This is a genomic window from Pseudomonas sp. JAI120, from assembly GCF_014207255.1.
Lineage (GTDB): Bacteria > Pseudomonadota > Gammaproteobacteria > Pseudomonadales > Pseudomonadaceae > Aquipseudomonas.
Genome location: NZ_JACHCZ010000003.1, coordinates 732,759 through 751,999, shown reverse-complemented (window position 1 = coordinate 751,999; position 19,241 = coordinate 732,759). Strand labels below are relative to the sequence as shown.

The window sequence follows — 19,241 nt, the reverse complement described above, 5'->3', positions numbered from 1 at the left end:
TTATTCTGTCTGGGATTTTTTCCTACAAAGACTGCGAACCGCCGAATGCAAAACCTGACCCGCTTAATCACCCGCATCCTCGAACTGATGAAGCGCTACCCAGGGGTGATTGCACTCGGCGGTTTTGTCTCGGGTGTGTGCAGCTTCATCCTGGTGGATCGCCAGCAGGGCATGGCCAGTTGGATCGCGGTGATCATGCTGGTGAGCTGGCTGTGGCTGATGTTGGAAAACAGCTTTACCCAGCTGTTCACCAAGGTCTTCAAGCGCGAAATCCCCGAACCCCTGCTGCGCTACGCGACCCAGATGATCCATCAGGAGAGTCTGTTCTTCGTATTGCCGTTCTTTTTCGTCACCACGGCCTGGAACAGCGGCCAATCCGTGTTCACCGGCCTGCTCGGCGCGGCCGCTTTGGTGTCGATCGTCGACCCGCTGTACTACAAGTGGCTGGCGCCCAAGCGCTCGTTGTTCCTCGCGCTGCACACCCTGACCTTGTTCGCCGCACTGCTTACTGCGCTGCCGATCATTTTGCACCTGACCACCGCCGAAAGTTACAAACTCGCCCTCGGCGTGGCCATGGCCTTGTCGATTCCAAGCCTGGCGGTCAGCCTGCCGCTGCGCAGCCTCAAAGGCTGGGCGATGTTGCTCGGAGTGACGGCCGCCATTGGCTGTGCGGGTTGGTTCCTGCGCAGTTGGGTGCCGCCGGCCACGTTGTGGATGACCGAAGTGGCGATCAGTACCCAATTGCAGGACCGCACGCCCGGCGACGACCTCAAGGAAGTCAACGCCAGCCAACTGCGCGGCACCGGGCTCTACGCCTACACCGCGATCAACGCGCCGCGCGGCCTGGATGAGCGCATCTACCACGTGTGGAAATTCAACGGCAAAGAGGTCGACCGCATCGCCCTGGACATCCACGGCGGACGCAAGGAGGGCTACCGCGCCTGGACCCACAAGCAGAACTTCCCGCCCGAAGCGGTAGGGCGCTGGCAAGTCCAGGTGTTGACGGAGGACGGTCAGGTGATCGGCGTGCTGCGTTTTAAAGTGACGGACACAGCACAAACCGACAACCCAAAGTAGGCAGGATCGTGCTATTACGTAGGAATTGTGGATAGCCAGACAAGCTCGGAGCTTATGACCAGTAGTACCACGGCCGGCGCAGCCCACCTCGATACGTCCACCGCTCCCCCGTTACTGCGGATTACAGGGGACTGGACGCTTGCCCACTACGCAAACCTGAAGAAGCTGTCGGACAAGCTCGACGGCCAATACGACGCCGGCGCGCGCATCGACCTCAATGGCCTTGGCGCCCTGGATACCGCGGGTGCCTCGCTGCTGGTGGAGCTGCTGGGGCCCACCCGTATCGAGCAATCCGCCGAACAGACCGACTGCAACCTGTCCGCCGCCGACCGCGCGCTGCTCAAGACCGTCTACCGCTCCCTCAACGATTTTTGCGTGCCGGACAAAGCGCCGGAAGAAGCCACCGGCATTCAGGTGCTGGCGCGTATCGGCGGCGCCGTAGACAAGGTCTGGCAAGACAGCAAGCAACTGCTGGGCTTTATCGGCCTGATCCTCGAAACCTTCGCCCGGGGTATTTTCCGGCCCAAGCGCTGGCGCCTGACGCCGATGGTCGCCCATCTTGAGCAGGTCGGCCTCGACGCCGCGCCTATCGTCGCGTTGCTGACCTTTCTGGTGGGCGCCGTGGTGGCGTTCCTCGGCGCTACAGTGCTCAAGAGCTTCGGCGCGACTATTTTTACCGTGGACCTGGTGGCGTTCTCTTTCCTGCGGGAGTTCGGCGTATTGCTCACCGCCATCCTGATTGCCGGTCGCACCGCCAGCGCCTTTACCGCGCAAATCGGCTCAATGAAGGCCAATGAAGAAATCGACGCCGTCCGCACCTTGGGCCTGGACCCGATGGAGTTGCTGGTGTTGCCGCGCGTGCTGGCGTTGCTGGTTGCACTGCCGATGCTGACATTTATGGCAATGCTGGCGGGGATCGTCGGCGGCGGCGTGGTGTGCGCCGTGGCTCTGGACATCTCGCCAGCGATGTTCCTCTCGCTGCTGCAATCGGACATTGGCGTACAGCACTTCCTGGTCGGCATGGTAAAAGCCCCGTTCTTCGCCTTTCTGATCGCCGCCATCGGCTGCCTGGAAGGCTTCAAGGTCAGCGGCAGCGCCGAATCGGTCGGCGCCCACACCACCTCCAGCGTGGTGCAATCGATCTTTGTGGTGATCGTGCTGGATGCGGTTGCCGCGTTGTTCTTCATGGAGATGGGCTGGTGAGTCGTCTACACCGTGCGCCCACCGAGGCGGTGATTGAAGTGCGTGGCCTGTGCAATCGCTTTGGCAGCCAGAGCGTGCACGAGAATCTCGACCTGGATTTGTACAAGGGCGAGATCCTTGCGGTGGTCGGCGGCTCAGGCAGCGGCAAGTCGGTGCTGTTGCGCAGCATCGTCGGCCTGCGCCGGCCCAGTGAAGGCGAAGTGCGGGTGTTCGGTAAGAACCTGCCGAGCTTGCCGGAACATGAACGCTCGCTGGTGGAACGGCGCTTTGGCGTACTGTTCCAGAAGGGCGCGCTGTTTTCCTCGCTGACGGTGACCGAAAACGTGGCGCTGCCGCTGATCGAACATGCCGGGCTCAGCCGCCGAGATGCCGAGCACTTGGCTGCGGTCAAGCTGGCCTTGGCCGGGCTGCCGCTGTCGGCGGCCGATAAATACCCCGCGTCGCTGTCCGGCGGCATGATCAAGCGCGCTGCCCTGGCGCGGGCGTTGGCGCTGGACCCGGACATCCTGTTTCTCGACGAGCCCACCGCCGGCCTCGACCCGATCGGCGCGGCGCAATTCGATCAACTGATCCTCACCCTGCGCGATGCGTTGGGCCTGAGCGTGTTCCTGGTCACCCATGACCTGGACACGCTCTACACCATCACCGACCGCGTGGCGGTGCTGGCGCAGAAGAAGGTGCTGGTGGCCGATGCCATCGATATCGTCTCGGAAACGAACGACGCCTGGATTCACGAATACTTCCACGGCCCCCGAGGCCGCGCGGCATTGGATGCCGCTCAACCGCTCAACGAGGTATGACATGGAAACCCGAGCCCATCATGTGATGATCGGTCTGTTCAGCGTGATCGTGGTGGTCGGCGCGATGCTGTTTGGCCTGTGGCTGGCCAAATCCAGCGTCGACAGCGCCTTTCAGGATTACGAAGTGATCTTCAACGAAGCGGTCAGCGGCCTGTCCCAGGGCAGCTCAGTGCAATACAGCGGGATCAAGGTGGGCGACGTCATCAGCCTGCGCCTGGACCCCAAGGACCCGCGCCGCGTACTCGCGCGCATTCGCCTGGCCGGCCAGACACCGATCAAGGAAGACACCCAGGCCAAACTCGCACTGACCGGCATCACCGGCACCTCGATCATCCAACTCAGCGGCGGCACGCCGCAAAGCCCGGAGCTCAAGGGCAAGGACGGCAACCTGCCGGAGATCATCGCCTCACCATCGCCTATCGCGCGGTTGCTGAATAACAGCAACGACCTGATGACCAGCATCAACCTGCTGCTGCACAACGCCAACGACATGTTCTCTGCGCAGAATGTCGAGCGCCTCAGCAACACCTTGGACCATCTGGAACAAACCACCGGCGCGATTGCCGATCAGCGTGGAGATATCAAGGTAGTGATGCAGCAATTGATGCAGGTGAGCAAACAGGCCGGGGCCGCCCTGGAGCAGACTACCGCGCTGATGCGCAACGCCAACGGCCTGCTCAGCGATCAAGGCAAACAGGTGTTCGGCAGCGCCGAACAGGCCATGAAATCCCTTGAACAAAGCACCGCCACCATCAACACCTTGCTGACCAACAACAAGGACTCGGTGAACAGCGGCATGCAGGGTCTCAACGAACTGGCGCCGGCCGTGCGCGAACTGCGCGAAACCCTCGGTTCACTGCGCGCCATCTCTCGCCGCCTGGAAGCCAACCCCAGCGGTTACCTGCTGGGCAGCGACAAGAACAAGGAGTTCACGCCATGAAGCGTGCTTACCAAATGATCGCCCCTGTGGCCTTGGCGCTGATCAGCGCGTGTTCGATCCTGCCCAAGGCGGATCCGTCGGACGTCTACCGACTGCCCTCGGCCCAGGCCGCCAACCAGGGAGCGCCGGTCAGTTGGTCGCTGCGCCTGGCAAAGCCGCAGACCAGTGAGTTCCTCGACAGCCCGCGCATCGCCGTGGTGCCCAATGGCGATTTGATCAGCAGCTATGCGAACTCACGCTGGAGCGACCCGGCGCCCGTGCTCTTGCGTAATCGCTTGATGGACGGGTTCCAACGCGATGGGCGAGTGACGCTGTTGAGCACCGACGACACCAACCTGCAGGCCGACTATGAGTTGGGCGGGCAGTTGCAGGCGTTTCAGAGTGAGTACCGGGGGAGTGCGGTGGAGGTGGTGATCCGCCTCGACGCACGCCTGGTGCGTGGGAGTGATCAGCGGATTATTGCCAGCCGGCGGTTTGAAGTGCACCAGGCGGTGACCGACACCAAAGTGCCGGCCGTGGTGGCCGGGTTTGGGTTGGCGGGAGATCAGTTGAACAGGCAGGTGATGGAGTGGGTTGTTCAGCAGGGCAACGGGGCGGTGAAACGCTGAGGGCCTCGTCGGGGGCAAGCCCCTCCCACAGGTTGATCTGCGAACACATTCAAATGTGGGAGGGGGCTTGCTCCCGATAGCTATTTAAGACTCAGCCAAAGAACCAGTAGCACACCGCAATCGCCGCCACCACACCGGCAAACTCAGCCAGCAACGCGCACCCTACGGCATGCCGCGCCCGCTGGATGCCCACCGAACCGAAGTACACCGCCAACACATAAAAGGTGGTTTCCGTACTGCCCTGAATTGTCGCCGCCACCAACGCCGGGAAGCTGTCCACCCCCTGGGTCTGCATGGTCTCGATCAACATCGCCCGCGCCGCGCTGCCGGAGAATGGCTTGACCATCGCGGTCGGCAAGGCGTCGACAAAGCGTGTGTCCATGCCCGTCCAGGCCACCACATGGCGAATACCTTCGAGGCCCAGATCCAGCGCGCCGGAGGCCCGTAACACGCCCACCGCACACAGCATCGCCACCAGATAGGGCAACAGGTTCTTGGCGACATCGAAGCCTTCTTTGGCCCCTTCGACAAACGCCTCGTACACCTTCACCTTGCGCAACGCGCCGATCAGCAGGAACAGCATGATCAGGCCGAACAACGTCAGGTTGCCGAGGATCGACGACAGCCCGGCCAATGCGGTGGCTGAGAGGGTCGCCAGCAGGGCCATGAACCCACCCAGTACCAACGCGCCTGGAATCAGATAGGCCAGCACCACCGGGTCCCACAGCCGCAGTCGCTGCATCACCGCTACCGACAGCAGGCCGACCAATGTGGATGCACTGGTGGCCAGCAGGATCGGCAGGAATACCAGTGTCGGATCTGGCGCACCTTGCTGGGCGCGATACATGAAGATCGTCACCGGCAACAGGGTCAGGGAGGATGCATTGAGCACCAGAAACAGGATCTGCGCGTTAGTCGCCGTGTTAGGGATGGGATTGAGCTCTTGCAGCGCCTTCATGGCCTTCAGGCCGATAGGTGTTGCTGCGTTATCCAGGCCCAAGCCGTTGGCGGCAAAGTTGAGGGTGATCAGGCCAATGGCCGGGTGACCGGCTGGCACTTCCGGCATCAAGCGCAGGAACAGCGGGCCAAGGGCCTTGGCCAGCCATTCGACAATCCCGGCTTTTTCGGCGATACGCAAAAAGCCCAGCCATAACGTCAGGGTGCCGAACAACAGCACCATCACTTCCACCGACAATTTGGCCATGGCGAAAATGCTTTCGACCATCGCCGCAAAAATCCCGGCGTTACCGCCCACCAGCCATTGCGCCAGTGCTGACACCATTGCCACGACAAAGAAGCCAAGCCACAGGCCATTGAGCATCAGTTGAATCCCCCGAAAGATGGGGCGAATGATAGCGGGGCTGACAGAAACGACAAACCCCGGATTTCCCGGGGTTTGTTTTGTTCAGCGGGTTATCAGCCGCGGCTGACCTCACCGACCGGCAGCGCCTGCTTGGTGCGCCAGTGCGGCAGGGAGTTCCAGTAGCGCTCGCCCTTGGCGTCGTCGTACATGCCTTCCCAACGGGAGATGACCAGCACGGCCAGGGCGTTACCGATCACGTTCAGTGCGGTACGGGCCATGTCCATGATGCGGTCGACACCGGCGATGAACGCCAAGCCTTCCAGCGGGATGCCGACGCTGCCCAGGGTGGCCAGCAGCACCACAAAGGACACGCCCGGCACACCGGCGATGCCTTTGGAGGTGACCATCAGGGTCAATACCAGCATCAGTTGCTGGCCGATGGACAGGTCGATGCCGTAAAGCTGGGCGATAAAGATCGCCGCGATGCTCTGGTACAGGGTCGAACCGTCAAGGTTGAACGAGTAGCCGGTCGGTACCACGAAGCTGCAGATGGCCTTCGGCGCGCCGTAGGCTTCCATCTTCTCGATCACGCGCGGCAGCACGGTTTCGGAACTGGCAGTGGAGTAGGCCAGCACCAACTCGTCCTTGAAGATGCGCATCAGCTTGATCACCGAGAAGCCAAACAGGCGCGCGATCAGCCCCAGGATCACAAAGGCGAAGAACAGGATGGCGACGTAAACCAGGATCACCAGCTTGGCCAGTGGCAGCAACGAAGCGAAGCCGAAGTTGGCGACAGTCACCGCGATCAGCGCGAATACACCAATGGGGGCGTACTTCATGATCATGTGGGTGACTTTGAACATGCTCTCGGACACGCCCTGGAACATGGTCACCAACGGCTCGCGCAGTTCAGGCTTGAGGCTCGACAAGCCCAGGCCGAACAGCACCGAGAAGAAGATGATCGGCAGCATCTCGCCACGGGCGACTGCGGCGAAGATGTTCGATGGGATCAGGTTGAGGATGGTCTGGATGAACGCATGCTCATGCTGCACCTCGGCGGCGGTCGCCTGGTACTTGGAAATATCGACGGTACCCAAGGTACTCATGTCGATGCCTGCACCTGGGTGGAACAGGTTGGCCAGCAGCAGCCCGACCACGATGGCGATGGTGGTGACCACTTCAAAGTAAAGGATGGTTTTGACGCCGATGCGCCCGAGTTTTTTCGCGTCACCGACACCGGCAATGCCGACGATCAGTGAGGAAATCACAATCGGGATCACGATCATCTTGATCAGGCGGATAAAGATATCGCCCGCAGGCTGCAGCACATTGCTGATCCACCAGGCCTTTTCAGCACTGAAATGGTTGAGCACTGCACCGATTGCAATCCCCAGCACCAAACCGATGAGGATCTGCCAGGCGAGGCTTAGCTTTGCCTTCTTCATGTCATTACCCTTACTTCAAGTGAACTTAAGGCAAATGCGCCAGCTGCAACGCTCGAGAGCGAAAAAGTGTGTGCATCTGCCTCCATGAAAGGTCACCGCAGCGTGGCCGAAATGGCTTACTGGCAGGCGAAAAAAGGCGCAACTATTCCCATGCAAGGGGACGACGTCTAATGCCGTAAACGCCTACCCTATGCCGAATCGGCATGACTTTTTTTCATAATAACTGTCCGAACGGTCAGTTCAAATGTGACATTTTGTCCAGTGAATATGCCGTGAACCGGCCAGTTCAGGCTCGCGCAGAGATTCTGCACGTCATGACGAGGTTGGCAGAAATGCCCGAGAAGTCTGCCGTCGAACGTCGGAAACGTCCTATAGCGCGAGCAAAACTTTCTCGATAGATGGTCGCCCCGACACATCAAGTAATGGTTGGTAAAAAACAGAACCAAGATTTGCGGCTATGGGCGGCATATGAGGCGGGAATGAGGGTCACAAGCCCGCCGCAAGTTCAGCAAGCCGTGGGCTTGTGAACCTGCGTCGCAGCTTTTCGCCTGACCCGGCCCTTGCGCAGGCACTCCCTGTGCCCGTAGGTCACGCCGATCCCAATTGATCAGAACAACCCGGCCCCCTGGTCATGCATCGCCCTTGGCGGGCGATGCAAACAGAAAGAAGCGGGGGGCTTCTTTCTATGGACGCTGATTGCGCAGACGACAGACGCGTCAGACGCAACCTAGTACCAATTCGGATCTTTCTTCAGTTGCTCCATCAGCAGCTTCTGCATGCCTTCGTCCGGCTTACCGATAAAACGGTAATCGGCGTGCCGCGTCGGGGACTTATCAGCCGGCAAACCCGCCGGGACTTCCACCAACATGGCGTAGGCATCTTCCTTGTCGAGGCTGAAGGCGACGATCAGCCGCTTATTAAGGCATGTGTCCGCGGTTTCGCAGAGCGGCCCCACAAGATACTTGTCGCCATCTTCTTCCACGGCATTCATTTGCTCGGCCGTGCCGGACAAGTTCAACACCCATTCCGGCAGGCGCTCTTCTTTCTTCACTACGTCTTGCCAGGTCTCGCGGTACTGCGGATCCGCACTGAGCAATTCGTTGGCCCGGGATTGGCCATCATTGGCGGCCATCGCCAAGCCACTGCCGCCCAAGAGCAAGGCGGCAGCAATAGCTTTGAGGGACAAAGTGGTCATATTCAGCCTCGGCCGCGACGACCAAAGAAGAACGAAGCAATGAACATCACCAGGAAGACGACAAAGAGAATCTTGGCGATACCCGTGGCGGTGCCCGCGATACCACCGAAGCCCAGGACTGCAGCCACAATGGCGATGATCAGAAATGTGATTGCCCAACTCAACATGGTGATTCTCCTTATGCTTCTTTAAGAGGTAACAGCGGTAGTGCCGGACGGTCGCTCGACATCAAGCGACCGACTTTGTTGCCTAAAACACCCAACGCTCTTGGGTCGGCAGCTCGCCCAGGGTGGAATCCTGATCGGCCACACGCAGTTGCGGGGCGGTTACATCAGCGGTACGGCTGCCAATGGAACTGAAATGGGTCTGGGCCGTTACCGGACGGTCGAACGACGGGACTTGCTGCGGACTCTGCTGCCATTGCTGCAACTGCTGGCCTGCGATCAGCGTGACCATCAGGGCCAAGCTGGCAAACAGCCCTTGTTGCAAGCGCAGCGGCGATACACGCAGTTGGCTGAGGCTTTGGCGAGTCATGCTGCTGTTCTCCCGCATTCTGATTATTCGTTGGGATAGCTATTGCAGAGCGCATGCCAGCTTTTTTGCAAAATAAAATTCAATAAAATCAATAGGTTAAATATACGCGCTAGGGCAATCGCCCAGCATCCTGCACGATGCCCCCCCGTACGCCGTGCGAAATGCACGATGGTCAATGGTCGGGTGAAGGGATAGAAAGCGGATGGGATGTTGCCGAACTGGCAAGACAGCATGAAAACGCCATCAGGCGGGGCTTTGTAGGAAGCAATGCAGATACCCGCACGACGCTGCCTTTTATCGATCAGAATAAACCATGCAACTTGCCCGATTATTCCGGGACTAAACACCATCATTCATAGTTTAAGGAGCGCGGGACAGATGGAATCAGCCAAGGAACTTCAAGGCCGCATTCTTTTAGTGGATGACGAGTCCGCGATCCTCCGCACCTTCCGTTATTGCCTGGAAGATGAAGGCTACACCGTCGCCACCGCCAACAGCGCCGCCCAGGCCGATGCCCTGATGCAACGCCAGGTGTTCGATCTGTGCTTCCTGGACCTGCGCCTGGGTGAAGACAATGGCCTGGATGTGCTGGCCCAGATGCGGGTCCAGGCGCCGTGGATGCGTGTGGTGATCGTCACCGCCCATTCCGCCGTCGATACCGCCGTGGATGCGATCCAGGCCGGTGCTGCCGACTACCTGGTCAAGCCTTGCAGCCCCGATCAGTTGCGCCTGGCTACCGCCAAGCAGTTGGAAGTGCGCCAGCTTTCCGCACGCCTGGAAGCATTGGAAGGCGCCGTACGCCAGCAGAAAGACGGCCTCGACTCCCACAGCCCGTCGATGATGGTGGTGCTGGAAACCGCACGCCAGGTAGCCGGGACGGATGCCAACATTCTGATCCTCGGCGAATCCGGTACCGGTAAAGGCGAGCTGGCCCGGGCCATTCACGGCTGGAGCAAGCGCTCGAAAAAATCCTGCGTGACCATCAACTGTCCGTCGCTGACGGCAGAGCTGATGGAGAGCGAACTGTTCGGCCATAGCCGTGGCGCTTTTACCGGTGCCAGTGAGAGCACGTTGGGCCGGGTCAACCAGGCGGACGGCGGTACGCTGTTTCTCGACGAGATCGGCGACTTTCCCCTCACGCTGCAACCCAAGTTGCTGCGATTTATCCAGGATAAGGAATATGAGCGCGTGGGCGACCCGGTCACCCGGCGCGCCGATGTGCGCATCCTTGCCGCCACCAACCTGAACCTGGAAGACATGGTGCGCGACGGTCGTTTCCGCGAAGACTTGTTGTATCGCCTCAATGTCATCACCTTGCACCTGCCACCGCTGCGCGAGCGCAGTGAAGACATCCTCACCCTCGCAGACCGCTTCCTGGCGCGCTTCGTCAAGGAGTATGCCCGCCCGGCGCGAGGCTTCAGTGATCAGGCACGCGAAGCCCTGCTCAACTATCGCTGGCCCGGCAATATCCGTGAGCTGCGCAACGTGGTGGAGCGCGCCAGCATTATCTGCCCGCAGGAGAAGGTCGAAATCATCCACCTCGGCATGGCTGAGCAACCCACCAATAATGCCCCACGGATTGGCGCGGCGCTGAGCCTGGACGAGCTGGAGAAAGCGCATATCGGCGCCGTGCTCGCCACCAGCGACACCCTGGACCAGGCGGCCCGTACCCTCGGCATCGACGCGTCGACCCTGTACCGCAAACGCAAACAGTACAACCTGTGAGCTGCACCCTATGAAGCTCGCGATGACACTGCGCACTCGGTTGTTCCTGAGTATCTCAGCGCTGATCACCGTCGCCCTGTTGGGTCTGATCCTGGGTCTGGTCAGCGTCATGCAAATGGCCAAGACCCAGGAGTCCCTGATTCGCAGCAACTTCGTCACGCTGGACCTGGGGCTCAAACTGCGCCAAAGCCTTGGCGACCAATTGATCATGATGCTGGAACATCGTCCCGATCCGCAGGCATTGCAACGCGCCAAGCAGCGGTACTTCGACCTGCTGGACCAAGGCATCGCCCATGAGCAACGCGACGGTCATAGCCACGGTTTCAGCCAGGCGCGAACCCAATACCAGAACCTGCTGGACGCATTCGAGCAATCCCAGCAAGCGTCGCCACCGCCGGGCAGCAAGGAAAAACTCACCGAAGCCTTCAATGCGCTGCGCAATGGGCTGATTGATCAACATAAGCAGGCCCTGCAAAACATCAGCAACAGCGAGCACAAATCCCGCGCGCGCGCCTTGCTGATCGCCGGCTTGCTGGGGTTGGTGGGCCTTGCAGTGCTGATCATCGGATTTGTCACGGCCCATGGCATCGCCCGGCGATTTGGCGCGCCGATCGAAGCGCTGGCAAAAGCGGCGGACAAGATCGGTCAGGGCGATTTTGAAGTGACGCTACCGATCTCTTCGGCAGCGGAAATGAACCTGTTGACCCGTCGCTTCGGCCTTATGGCCGAGGCGGTGCGCCAGCATCAGGCGACGAATGTTGACGAACTGCTGGCGGGCCAGCAGCGCCTGCAAGCAGTGCTCGACAGCATCGACGACGGCCTGCTGATGATTGACCGCCAAGGCCGTCTGGAGCATCTCAACCCCGTTGCGCAACGCCAATTGGGCTGGGACGAGGAGCGCCTCGGCCAAGGCCTTGGCGAAGCGCTGGTGCGCCCGGAGCTGGATGAACAACTGCAACTGGTGTTGCGCGGCGGCAATCTGGAGCGCGCGCCGGAAGATCTGGAAGTCGAAGTCGAGGGCGAACTGCGTCTGCTGACCTACAGCCTCACCCCTGTCAGCCATACCCAGGGACACATTCTTGGGGCGGTGATGGTGCTGCACGACGTCACCGAACAGCGCGCCTTCGAGCGGGTACGCAGCGAATTCGTCTTGCGCGCCTCCCATGAACTGCGCACGCCGGTGACCGGCATGCATATGGCGTTCGGCCTGTTCCGTGAACGCGCGAAGTTCCCGCCGGAATCCCGTGAAGCGGACCTGCTGGATACGGTCAATGAAGAAATGCAGCGCCTGATGCAGTTGATCAACGACCTGCTCAACTTTTCGCGCTACCAGAACGGCCTGCAGAAACTCACCTTGGGACCGTGCGACGTGACCGATCTGCTCGAACACGCGCGCGCGCGCTTCGTGGAGCCCGCCAATGCGCAACACATCGAACTGCTGGTCGAAGTCCAATCAGATCTGCCACGGCTGTATGCCGACCAGGCGCAGCTGGAAAGGGTACTCGACAACCTGCTGGGCAATGCCCTGCGTCATACCGCCGACGGTGGGCAAATTCGCCTGCAGGCGCGAAGACATGGCGAACGGGTGATTATCAGCGTCGAAGACAACGGCGAAGGTATCGCTTATGGCCAACAAGGGCGCATCTTCGAACCCTTTGTCCAGGTTGGCCGCAAGAAGGGTGGCGCCGGCCTGGGGCTGGCGCTGTGCAAGGAGATCGTGCAATTGCACGGCGGCCGCATGGGTGTGTATTCGCGACCGGGGCAGGGCACCCAGTTCTATATGGCGCTGCCCTTGTAGAAGGGAGCTTAACGCCGGTTCAGGGCACGCAGGATGGCAGCACTTTCGGCGTCCGGCATGCCATCGAACAGCGATGGCCGGAACCGCATCTGGAACGCCGCGATCACATGTCGCGTGGCGACATCCAACTCCCCCGTCTGGGGTGTCGGGTAACCGAGGAGCGCCAATTCTTCCTGGAACCAGGTGATGCTCGGCAATTCAGCGGCGTACTGCACCTGGAAGCGGGCGACGGCCTGGGCATCCGGCCACACACTCAGGCCTTCATCGGCCAGGCGCTTCCAGGGGAACAGCGGCCCCGGATCGAGCTTGCGCAGGGGCGCGATATCGCTATGGCCAATGATGTTCCTGGGGTCGATGCCATTGCGCTTGCTGATGTCCTTGAGCAACACCACCAGCGATTTCACTTGGGCCTCGGAATACGGGTACCACAAACGGCCTGTGGGTGTGTCCTTGTAGCCGGGGTTTACGATCTCGATACCGATGGAACTGGAATTGAGCCAGGTACGCCCCATCCACTCGCTTTCCCCGGCATGCCAGGCACGCTGGCTTTCATCCACCAGCTTGTAGATGGTGGCGCCGGCGTCGTCGCCGATCAGGTAATGAGCGCTGACCTGGCCGTGGGTCAACAGGGCAAGGGAACGTTCAAGATTGGTGGAGGTGTAGTGGACGACCACGAACTGCACGCGGTTGTCGTGGTTCGCCGAGGGATGGCTGGTGTCCAGGCGCGGACCACTGGCGCAGCCGGCGAGCAGAAGAAATACACAGGCAAAGTACAAGGATTTCATGGCGGAAGACGGTACGCTGAAGACGATAATGCAACAGTGTAACGTACCGTTTGTGGCCCGGCGGTCAAATTACACAATGGAACATCTTTTACGCCGCCTGCACCTGATTACGCCCAGCCGCCTTGGCCCGATACAACGCCTCGTCGGCCCGCTTGAGTGCCAGCTCGCTGCGCTCACTCGGCTGCAACTGCGCCACGCCCATGGACACGGTAATCGTCACCGGTTCGCCCTTGAAGTGAAACGGGCAGGCCGCAATCGCGGCACGCAGTACTTCACCCACCGCCAGGGCATCCGACAGGGATGAGTCGGGCATCAGCAACACAAACTCCTCACCGCCAAACCGCGCGATAAAGTCGTTGGGCCGCAGGCGCTTGCGCAGGACGTTGGCGATGATTTTCAGCACCTTGTCGCCCGCCAGATGGCCGTAGCCATCGTTGATGCGCTTGAAGTGATCCAGGTCCAGCATCGCGAGCGACAGGCTATTGCCCCGCTGGTGCCAGGCGTTGACCTCCTGGTCCAGGCGCTCGCTCCAGGCCGCGCGGTTAGGCAAGCCGGTGAGCGGATCGATCAGGGCCTTCTGGCGCTGCACCTCGAGGTGCTCACGGTATCCTTGGGCTTCCTGCTCCATATTGGCGACCCGCTCGGCCAGCCCTTTCAGGCGCGCCGCCACTTCCTGCTCGCGCTGGTCACGTTGTTGCTGGTGCTCGTCCATGGTACCGAGCAAACCCTCAAGGTGGCTTTCCAGCACCTGCTTGAGGCTGTCCAGGTCGGCCGCGTCCTGGACGCTGCTTTGCAGGCCGTCGACCTGTTCACGAATCTGCGTGTCCAGCTCCCTGGCAGCGGAGCGGCTGTCAGCATGACCGTCGCTGGCCACTTGCAGATGGCCCTGGAAGGCTTCGAGGCGTTCGTTGAGCTGTTTGAGGTAAGCCTCAAACTCGTGCTGGCCGCTGTCGGTGATCGCCAGCATCAGCACCGCCAGGTCATCGAGGATCGGCAGCAATTCGTACCAGTTCAAACCGTGGGCCAGGCGCTCGCGCATGGCTTCGGCCTGGGGACGATGGCGCTCGGGTAGGGCCAGCTCCTCCAACAGGCCGATCAGGGTATCTTCGATATGCTTGGCCACGGAGCTGTAGGACGGCTCCGGTGAATCCGGCAAGGAGTAGAGGCCATCCGATTGAAGTTCATCGGGGTCCAGTTCTTCGGCGTCAAAAACCGGAGGGAGCGAGAGGCTGCCGATCACCGTCTCCTCTGGCGCCTCGACGGCAACCTGCGGCGTTTCGATAAAGGCAGCGAGAGCGCTTTCGGAGGCGGGCTCTTCCACCTGAGGCTCAGGCTCCCTGAGCTCGTCAGGCGCTGGAGATACGCCGACAGGCGCAGCCACTGTGACCCTTTGAGCAGGCGCCTCGTACACAAACTTTTCACTGGCGATATCGACAGCCTTGGCGGGCGCTGTGGCTTCAGGCTGCGCGGCAACCGGCGCCTGAGGCGGCGACGCAAAGGCCCGCAACGCTTGCGTCAACGCGTCGGACTGTTCGGGCTCCTGAGGCTCGGCGGCGGGCTTGGGCGCAACAGGCGCAGCAGGTACCGGGGGCGGGCTGGGGACAGGCTCGCTGGGCGCGGCCTCGTTCGAAACGTCCTTGGCACCAAACAGACGTTGCAGCAAACCCGGCCCAGGACGCACGGTTTCACCGTCCGGCTCCAGGTTATTCAGTGCCTGCCCTTGCAGGCTGCTCAACTCGCTGAGCAACAAGGGAATCTCACGTGCCTGGCTGACGCGGCCATCCAACTGCTTGGCGAAGGTTTTCAGCGGTCGGGCTACTTCACGGGGTAGCGGCAGCTTTTGCAACTGCGTAACCAGGGACGTCAGTGCGGTGCTCATCTGGTCGATCCGGGTTTCGCGGCGCTGCTCCGAATCCAGTACCGCCTTTTCCAGGCGCGGCAGCAAGGCGGCGAGGGCGGCGTCCATGTCGTCGGTACGCACAACGTCGCGCATTTCCTTCATGCATTGGTCAACTGCGCGGTCGGTGCCTTCCGCCGCCAGCGTGCTGCGCACCAGCCCACGACGCAGCAGGTCGAGGCGGGCGGCCCAGCGGCGTTCGAGCTTTTCTTGTTGCTCAATGCTTAAGAGGTATTTTTCTTTCCAGCGCTGTGCGTCGTCGCTCATGCAAGGGGTCCGCGAGGGCCGGGGCTCAACGCGGGCAATGCATCAGCCGTGAGCGAACCCGGCAGACGAATCTCTACCGCGACCGGCAGGTGATCGGAGATGGGCTGCGCCAGCACCTGCACACTCTCAAGTGTGAGAGTCGGACTGAGCAGAATATGGTCAAGACAGCGTTGCGGGCGCCAGCTGGGGAACGTGGCTTCGACTTGCGGCGCCAGTAACCCGAGGTCACGCAACGGGGAATTCAGCAGGAGGTCGTTCGCATGGGTGTTCATGTCACCCATCAACACTTGATGCTTGTAGTTGCCAATCAGGTCACGCACGTAGGCCAGCTGCAGGTTGCGCGTACGTCCCCCGAGCGCCAGGTGCATCATCACCACCACCAAGGCCTCAGGCCCTTCGCCAAAACGCACGAGAATCGCCCCGCGCCCCTTGGGGCCCGGTAACGGATGATCTTCGATGGCCGTTGGCTTCAAGCGGCTGAGCACACCATTACTGTGCTGCGCCAGGCGCCCGAGGTTGCGATTGAGCTGCTGATACCAGTAGGGGAACGCCCCGAGGTGCGCCAGGTGTTCTACCTGGTTGATATAGCCGGAACGCATGCTGCCGCCGTCGGCTTCCTGCAGGGCGACCAGGTCGAAATCATTCAACAGGTCGCCGATCTTCTGCAGGTTACCGGCCCGGCCGTTGTGGGGCAGCAAGTGCTGCCAGCCACGGGTGAGGTAGTGCCGGTACTTCTCGGTACTGATGCCCACTTGGATATTGAAGCTGAGCAGGCGCAGGCGGCTATCAGCCGGCAGGCCCGTGGAATCCAGGTGATGTTCGTTGACCTGCGGTTCATGCAGGCCAACCACACGTTGAGTACCCCAGCGGCGCATGAGGAGCCCCTTACTTGGCTGCGCGTTCTTTGGCGATCAACTGGTCGGCAACATTGAGGGTCGCTTCAGGACCACCGGTGGTGCCCAGGTCGAAACGGTACTTGCCGTTGACGATCATGGTCGGTACGCCTTGCACGCCGTACTTCTGCGCCAGTTCCTTGGCCTGTTTGATCTGGCCCTGGATGGCGAAGGAGTTGAAGGTGGCCAGGAACTTGTCCTTGTCGACACCTTGGGTGGCAACGAAGTCAGCCATTTCGTCAGGCTTGGTCAGGCGCTTGCCTTGTTTCTGGATTGCGTCGAATACTGCATTGTGAACTTTGTGCTCCACACCCATGGCTTCCAGAGTCAGGAACAGTTGGCCGTGGGCATCCCATGGGCCGCCGAACATGGCGGGGATGCGCTTGAAATTCACGTCCTTAGGCAGCTTCTCGACCCAAGGGTTGATGACCGGCTCAAAAGCGTAGCAATGCGGGCAGCCGTACCAGAACAACTCCACCACTTCGATCTTGCCCGGTACCGAAACCGGCACTGGGTTGGCCAATTCAACGTAGGTTTTACCGGCTTCAAGCGGCACATCGGCAGCTTGCGCGGTCATGCCGAAGAGGCTGGCAGTGACGAGAGCGGCGCTGAGGATCAGATTACGCATGCTTTACTCCTGGACAAATAAAGTCGCCTCACGCGACCTTTGTTGTGACAGGTCTACGCGGACATGAGTTCGTTAGTGTAACGGCAGCGGCCACAAAAAAGGGCGGCCTAAGCCACCCTTTTTATGCTTGCATCGATGGATTAATCGAGCGTTAACGTTGCGTGCACCTTAGTGCAGGCCCTGGATGTAGCTGGAGACGGCGGCGATGTCTTCATCACTCAGCTTGCGAGCGATGGTGCGCATGATTGCCGCGTCGCCATCATTGGCTCGCCCTGCCTCTTCCTTACGGAAATCGGTCAGCTGCTTGGCAATGTAGGTAGCGTGCTGGCCGCTCAGGTGCGGGAAGCCGGCGGCGGCTATGCCCGCGCCATTGGGCGAGTGGCAACCCGTGCAGGCAGGCAGGCCTTTATCCAAGTCTCCGCCGCGGAACAGTTTTTCGCCACGAGCCACCAGTTTCGGATCAGCAGCTCCCACACTGCCCTTCTGGCTGGCAAAATACGCCGCGATATCCGCCAAGTCCTGATCACTGAGGTTGGTCAGCAAGCCGGTCATTTCCAGGACCGTGCGCTTGCCGTCCTTGATGTCGTGCATCTGCTTGGTCAGGTAACGTTCACCCTGGCCGGCCAATTTGGGGAAGTTCGGCGCCGGACTGTTACCATCCGGCCCATGGCAGGCACCACATACGGCGGCTTTCGCTTGGCCGGCAGTGGCAACACCTTTAGGGGGGCCCTCTGCAGCAAAGGCAACACCGGTGATGCCCAAGGTCAACAGCAGACTCACGATCAGTTTGTTCATCAGCTAATCCAACTACGGCTAAGGGTTTAAGAGTTATCTACCGGGTTTACTCACCATCAACTCAATGATGGCCTGGTAATCCTCGGTACTGCAGTCCATGCACAAACCACGCGGCGGCATTGCCTTGAAACCCTGGGTCACGTGTTGCACCAGCGTGTCCATGCCCTGCGCCAGTCTTGGCGCCCAGGCTGCCTGGTCACCCCGCCTCGGGGCATTCGGCAGTTGGCCAGCATGGCAAGCCACGCAAACTCGGTTGTACACCACTTCCGGATCCTGTGTAGCCTGAGCGCCAGAAAGCGGAATCAGGGCACCGAAAGCGAGCAACCATCGGGTCATACATCGACCTTTTCAGGGTTTGAGAGCGTTTTGCGTTCTAATGCGCAATAAAGGTCTATCGCTCCCGTGAACTTCATCCTTCGCTGGGACAAAGCACACACAAAATCTGCGGCATTATATACTGGCGCTACTGAAACGGAAACGACACCGCTTGCCGCACCCTTTTTCGGCACCGCCCACATCGGAAATCTCATGCAACTCAAGAACCCCATCCTCGGCCTGTGCCAACAGTCCACCTTCATGCTCAGCGCCGCCAAAGTTGACCAATGCCCCGATGACGAAGGCTTTGAAGTCGCCTTTGCCGGTCGCTCCAACGCCGGTAAATCCAGCGCACTGAACACACTGACCCACGCCAGCCTGGCGCGCACCTCGAAAACACCAGGCCGCACGCAGTTACTCAACTTCTTCAAGCTAGACGATGATCGGCGTCTGGTCGACCTGCCGGGCTACGGTTATGCAAAAGTACCTATCCCGCTGAAGCTGCACTGGCAGCGTCACCTGGAGGCTTACCTGGGCGGCCGGGAGAGTTTGAAGGGGTTGATCCTGATGATGGACATCCGTCATCCAATGACCGACTTCGACCTGCTGATGCTCGACTGGGCCGTCGCCAGCGGCATGCCGATGCATATCCTGCTGACCAAGGCCGACAAGCTCACCTACGGCGCCGCCAAGAACACCCTGCTCAAAGTGCAGTCCGAAATTCGTAAGGGCTGGGGCGACACAATCACTATCCAGCTGTTCTCGGCCCCCAAGCGCATGGGCCTGGAAGATGCCTATACCGTACTGGCCAGCTGGATGGAACTGGCAGACAAAGGTGCGGAACTCGCCGAATAACTTTTCTGCGGGCAAAAAAAACCCCGGACTTCGTATGGGGAGGGGAAGTTCGGGGTTCAAGTACCGGACCGCTAGGGCGGGGTCCGGATATCTGCCAACACTTAACACAACATAGGAGCATTGAAGGGCTTCACCACCCATTCAGTAACTCTGAGTAGCAATTCACGGGTTAAGTTCC

19 protein-coding genes are annotated in these 19,241 nt (G+C 60.4%); 8 read left to right on the top strand and 11 right to left on the bottom strand.

The window, feature by feature from the left end; all coding sequences use genetic code 11:
* The first annotated feature begins 45 nt into the window (after nt 1-45).
* Genes HDC32_RS20985 through lptE form a run of 5 tightly spaced genes read left to right on the top strand, consistent with a single transcriptional unit; the run spans nt 46 to nt 4,628 of the window.
* Nucleotides 46-1,077 carry a DUF5924 family protein gene (locus HDC32_RS20985; protein WP_131699561.1) on the top strand — a complete coding sequence of 344 codons (1,032 nt, stop codon included), beginning with the start codon at nt 46-48 and terminating at the stop codon, nt 1,075-1,077.
* 54 nt (nt 1,078-1,131) lie between these two features.
* Entirely contained in the window at nt 1,132-2,280 is a 1,149-nt protein-coding gene (locus HDC32_RS20980; RefSeq protein WP_131699562.1) for an ABC transporter permease, read from the top strand.
* On the top strand, nt 2,277-3,080 hold the full coding sequence (locus HDC32_RS20975) for an ABC transporter ATP-binding protein (RefSeq protein WP_131699563.1): 804 nt from the start codon (nt 2,277-2,279) through the stop codon (nt 3,078-3,080). Before HDC32_RS20980 ends, HDC32_RS20975 begins: the two co-directional genes overlap by 4 nt.
* Nucleotide 3,081: 1 nt before the next feature.
* Nucleotides 3,082-4,020, top strand: coding sequence for an MlaD family protein (locus HDC32_RS20970; RefSeq protein ID WP_027608016.1), 939 nt, complete (start codon nt 3,082-3,084; stop codon nt 4,018-4,020).
* Nucleotides 4,017-4,628 carry an LPS assembly lipoprotein LptE gene (lptE, locus tag HDC32_RS20965; protein WP_184745310.1) on the top strand — a complete coding sequence of 204 codons (612 nt, stop codon included), beginning with the start codon at nt 4,017-4,019 and terminating at the stop codon, nt 4,626-4,628. Before HDC32_RS20970 ends, lptE begins: the two co-directional genes overlap by 4 nt.
* A 91-nt stretch (nt 4,629-4,719) precedes the next feature.
* Here lptE and HDC32_RS20960 read toward each other — a convergent pair whose 3' ends face one another.
* The 5 genes from HDC32_RS20960 to HDC32_RS20940 all read right to left on the bottom strand — a co-directional run bounded on the left by HDC32_RS20960 (nt 4,720) and on the right by HDC32_RS20940 (nt 9,105).
* Complete coding sequence (locus HDC32_RS20960) at nt 4,720-5,949, bottom strand: nucleoside recognition domain-containing protein (protein ID WP_090401251.1); 1,230 nt, start codon at nt 5,947-5,949, stop codon at nt 4,720-4,722.
* 95 nt (nt 5,950-6,044) lie between these two features.
* Nucleotides 6,045-7,376, bottom strand: a complete 1,332-nt coding sequence (gene gltP / locus HDC32_RS20955; RefSeq protein ID WP_131699565.1) for a glutamate/aspartate:proton symporter GltP — start codon at nt 7,374-7,376, stop codon at nt 6,045-6,047.
* 727 nt (nt 7,377-8,103) lie between these two features.
* The gene (locus HDC32_RS20950; RefSeq protein WP_131699566.1) at nt 8,104-8,571 is read right to left on the bottom strand and encodes an inhibitor of vertebrate lysozyme family protein; all 468 of its coding nucleotides are present in this window, start codon (nt 8,569-8,571) and stop codon (nt 8,104-8,106) included.
* Between the two features lie 2 nt (nt 8,572-8,573).
* On the bottom strand, nt 8,574-8,738 hold the full coding sequence (locus HDC32_RS20945; RefSeq protein ID WP_003170804.1) for a DUF1328 domain-containing protein: 165 nt from the start codon (nt 8,736-8,738) through the stop codon (nt 8,574-8,576).
* Between the two features lie 82 nt (nt 8,739-8,820).
* A complete protein-coding gene (locus tag HDC32_RS20940; protein WP_131699567.1) occupies nt 8,821-9,105 on the bottom strand; it encodes a hypothetical protein in 285 nt (94 codons plus the stop codon).
* Nucleotides 9,106-9,483: 378 nt separating this feature from the next.
* Here HDC32_RS20940 and algB point away from each other — a divergent pair, with 378 nt between their 5' ends.
* Both algB and HDC32_RS20930 read left to right on the top strand, forming a co-directional pair.
* Nucleotides 9,484-10,830, top strand: coding sequence for a sigma-54-dependent response regulator transcription factor AlgB (algB, locus tag HDC32_RS20935; protein WP_053127283.1), 1,347 nt, complete (start codon nt 9,484-9,486; stop codon nt 10,828-10,830).
* A 10-nt stretch (nt 10,831-10,840) separates the two neighbouring features.
* Nucleotides 10,841-12,628 carry a KinB sensor domain-containing domain gene (locus tag HDC32_RS20930; RefSeq protein WP_167656815.1) on the top strand — a complete coding sequence of 596 codons (1,788 nt, stop codon included), beginning with the start codon at nt 10,841-10,843 and terminating at the stop codon, nt 12,626-12,628.
* An 8-nt stretch (nt 12,629-12,636) separates the two neighbouring features.
* Here HDC32_RS20930 and HDC32_RS20925 read toward each other — a convergent pair whose 3' ends face one another.
* The 6 genes from HDC32_RS20925 to HDC32_RS20900 all read right to left on the bottom strand — a co-directional run bounded on the left by HDC32_RS20925 (nt 12,637) and on the right by HDC32_RS20900 (nt 18,229).
* Nucleotides 12,637-13,413: an N-acetylmuramoyl-L-alanine amidase gene (locus HDC32_RS20925; RefSeq protein WP_145338342.1), complete on the bottom strand. Its 777-nt coding sequence runs from the start codon at nt 13,411-13,413 to the stop codon at nt 12,637-12,639.
* Nucleotides 13,414-13,501: 88 nt separating this feature from the next.
* Entirely contained in the window at nt 13,502-15,577 is a 2,076-nt protein-coding gene (locus tag HDC32_RS20920; RefSeq protein WP_184745308.1) for a GGDEF domain-containing protein, read from the bottom strand.
* A complete protein-coding gene (locus HDC32_RS20915) occupies nt 15,574-16,452 on the bottom strand; it encodes an endonuclease/exonuclease/phosphatase family protein (RefSeq protein WP_131699571.1) in 879 nt (292 codons plus the stop codon). Before HDC32_RS20915 ends, HDC32_RS20920 begins: the two co-directional genes overlap by 4 nt.
* A gap of 10 nt (nt 16,453-16,462) precedes the next feature.
* A complete protein-coding gene (dsbA, locus tag HDC32_RS20910; protein WP_065937861.1) occupies nt 16,463-17,098 on the bottom strand; it encodes a thiol:disulfide interchange protein DsbA in 636 nt (211 codons plus the stop codon).
* Nucleotides 17,099-17,266: 168 nt separating this feature from the next.
* Nucleotides 17,267-17,893 carry a cytochrome c4 gene (locus HDC32_RS20905; RefSeq protein ID WP_145338343.1) on the bottom strand — a complete coding sequence of 209 codons (627 nt, stop codon included), beginning with the start codon at nt 17,891-17,893 and terminating at the stop codon, nt 17,267-17,269.
* A gap of 33 nt (nt 17,894-17,926) precedes the next feature.
* Nucleotides 17,927-18,229, bottom strand: a complete 303-nt coding sequence (locus HDC32_RS20900; protein WP_131699573.1) for a cytochrome c5 family protein — start codon at nt 18,227-18,229, stop codon at nt 17,927-17,929.
* Nucleotides 18,230-18,421: 192 nt separating this feature from the next.
* On the opposite strand from HDC32_RS20900, the gene yihA reads away from it, so the two are divergent.
* Entirely contained in the window at nt 18,422-19,063 is a 642-nt protein-coding gene (yihA, locus tag HDC32_RS20895) for a ribosome biogenesis GTP-binding protein YihA/YsxC (protein WP_145338344.1), read from the top strand.
* Nucleotides 19,064-19,241: the final 178 nt, after the last annotated feature.